Origin of the sequence: Aromatoleum toluolicum (genome assembly GCF_012911005.2) — a bacterium.
Classification (GTDB): Bacteria; Pseudomonadota; Gammaproteobacteria; order Burkholderiales; family Rhodocyclaceae; genus Aromatoleum; species Aromatoleum toluolicum.
The window spans coordinates 1-2758 of the sequence record NZ_WTVS01000162.1 but is presented as its reverse complement, the minus strand read 5'-3'; the positions used below and the strand labels follow the sequence as shown (position 1 = coordinate 2758).

Here is a 2758-nt window from a genome sequence, read left to right as displayed (position 1 = left end):
CACCCCGCTGCCGACGTCGCGCAACTCACCCCCCGTCTGTGGAAGCAGCACTTCGCGGCCAACCCCCTGCGATCCGATCTCTTCGAAATCTCGAAGTAGTCAAGGACGCTCGTCAGTTACCGCTTACTCCGGATCGAGGCCGTTGAGCTTGGCCGAACCGATCAGGCTGTAGAGGGCCGCCGCGCGCTCGCCCCCGGCATCCGAGCCGCCGAAGAGGAAATTCTTCCGTCCTAATGCCACCGCGCGCAGGGCGCGTTCGGCGGCATTGTTGTCGATCTCGATGCGTCCGTCCTCGACGTAGCGGATCAACGCCCCCCAATGATTCAGGGCGTACTGGATCGCCTCTGCGATGCCGGACTTGCGCGACACGCGCCGGCTCTGGGTTTCCAGCCAGGCGTGCAAAGCCTCCAGTTGCGGGCGCGCCCGGCTGTGCCGCACCTCCCGCCGAATTGGGGGCGGCTCGCCGCGGATAGCCGCTTCGATGGCGTACAGCTGGCCGATCTGCGCGAGTGCCTGGGCGGCGATGGGGGAAGCCTGTGCCCGATGCACGTCGAAGAACTTGCGTCGCACGTGCGCCCAGCAGGCGGCCTCTTGCACGCGACCGGTGGCATACAAGGGGTCGAAGCCGGCGTACGCGTCCGCTTGCAGGATGCCGTTGAAGGTGCGCAGATGACGCTGCGGATGCTCGCCCTTGCGGTTGGGCGAGTATGCGAACCACACCGCCGGTGGATCGTCGCTGCCGGCCGGGCGGTCGTCGCGCACATAGGTCCACAACCGCGCGGTCTTGGTTCTGCCTTCGCCGGGCGCGAGCACCGGCAGCGGGGTGTCGTCGGCATGGACCTTGTCGGCAGCGAGCACGTAGCGGCGCAGCGCCTCGACCAGGGGATCGAGCAACTGTGCCGATTGCCCGACCCAGTCCGCGAGCGTCGAGCGGTCCAGTTCGATGCCCGAGCGCGCGTAGATGGCGCTTTGCCGGTACAGCGGGAGGTGGTCGCAGAACTTGCCCACCAGCACATGCGCGAGCAAGGCCGGCCCGGACAATCCGCGGGAGATGGGTCGCGAGGGCGCTGCGGCCTGCACGATGCGCTCACAGTGTGAGCAGGCGAGCTTCGGGCGCACGTGCCGGATGACCTTGAAGTGGGCCGGCACGTACTCGAGCATCTCCGAGACGTCCTCGCCGAGCTTCACGAACGTGCTGCCGCAGTCGGGGCAGCAGACTTCGATCGGTGCATGCTCGACCGTCTCGCGCGGCAGATGATCAGGCAAGGGTTTGCGGGCGGGGCGTTTCGGTGACGGGGCTACGCCGGACGCCGTGTCTGGCGAGACGTCTGCGGCCGCTTCGCGTCGAACCGTCTCGATGCCTTCGAGCGCGAGTTCGAGTTGGGTGAGCGTCGCGTCGAGTTGTTCGGAGCGGCGGCCGAACTGCATCCGCCGCAGCTTGGCGATGATGAGGTTCAGGCGGGCGATCTCGGCCTGCTGCGCCGTCACGAGGGCCTTGAGCACGGCCTGGTCGTCGGGAAGAGGCGTCGTCGCATCCATGACGAGAGTCTACGCGATGCTGGGGGGCGTGAACAGCCCCTCCCGGGCGCGCCGTGCCTCGATGCTTCAGGCCGCGCAGTCGGGCTGCCAGGTCCGCTCGGGCCGTCGCCAGTCGATGCCTTCGAGCAGCATCGACAACTGCGCCGCGGTGAGATGCACCGCCCCCTCGGTCGCCTGCGGCCAGATGAAGCGGCCGCGCTCCAGGCGTTTGGCGAACAGGCACAGCCCATCGCCGCTCCACCACAGCAGCTTCATGAGATCGCCCCGTCGACCGCGGAAGATGAAGACGTGACCGGAGAACGGATTCTCGGCGAGCGCCCCTTGCACGAGCGCCGCCAAGCCATCCATGCCGCGTCGCATGTCGGTCACCCCGGCTACCAACCAGATACGCGTGCCGGCGGGTAGACCGATCATGCCCGCTCGGCCAAGCAGTCAAGGACCGTGCGCAGCACTTTGCGACTGACCTCGCCGATCACCCGCACGACGGCGCCGCCCACGACGATCTCGAGCGCAGGCGACTGCTTCACGCCCTCCGCGTCTTGCCTGGCCGTCGACGACAAGGTCACTACCGGCAGCAGCTTCGGCGCCATGATTCCGCCCCGCGGCGCAGCCGCTACATGTTCCGGCTGTGGGCTGCCGAACAGGCCGGCACGATAGTGGCGGCGCCACTTGAACAGCAGATTGGCGTTGAGGCCATGCTCGAGTGCGAGCTTCGCCACCGAAATCCCCGGCTCGCATGCGAGGGCCGCCAGCTGGCGTTTGAAATCGACCGGGTAGTTTGGGCTCCCCTTGCGGGTTACCCGGGCGTTGCCATTCGTGGCCAAAGTGGTCCCCACCAGATATTTGGTGGGGACCACTCTGGGCGATCTCTGTCAGTCCCGAAAGACGGTGCTGGGCGGACGCTTACGTCTGACTCGGAAGGCTGTGCAGATCTACTGTGGTATCGCTACCGACCGCGCCTATCCACCACGTACCGGCCCGTACAGCCATATCGATCTGACGCACGCCTTGGCTGTTATTGAACGGGTCAAACATACCTGGTTCGGAACGGCTTGGGCGCGAGGCTGCGAGCAAATCCCATTGGGTTCCCGTCTAGCAGCCTGTCGGACTTCAAGCTCGCGGGCACCGCGGCCGAGGGATTGATTTCACATTGTGAGAGACGATGGGCATTTCAGGCTCCAATCGGCGGTTTTTGTTCGAAATCACAATGCCCCTGTCC

General features: G+C 66.3%; 2 protein-coding genes and 1 pseudogene. All 3 read right to left on the bottom strand.

What is annotated here, in order from left to right:
• Positions 1–126 precede the first annotated feature (126 nt).
• Positions 127–1539, bottom strand: a pseudogene (tnpC, locus tag GPA27_RS28120) (IS66 family transposase); the annotation flags it as partial.
• Between the two features lie 66 nt (positions 1540–1605).
• Positions 1606–1953, bottom strand: a complete 348-nt coding sequence (gene tnpB / locus GPA27_RS28115) for an IS66 family insertion sequence element accessory protein TnpB (RefSeq protein WP_050417860.1) — start codon at positions 1951–1953, stop codon at positions 1606–1608.
• Positions 1950–2396 (bottom strand): IS66-like element accessory protein TnpA, encoded by a 447-nt coding sequence (tnpA, locus tag GPA27_RS28110; RefSeq protein ID WP_198149581.1) that lies wholly within the window; start codon positions 2394–2396, stop codon positions 1950–1952. The genes tnpB and tnpA overlap by 4 nt, the downstream gene beginning before the upstream one ends.
• Positions 2397–2758: the final 362 nt, after the last annotated feature.

Bases quoted from the DNA above. Each gene is read 5' to 3' on its own strand.
- tnpB (WP_050417860.1), bottom strand. From the start codon at position 1,953: ATGATCGGTCTACCCGCCGGCACGCGTATCTGGTTGGTAGCCGGGGTG.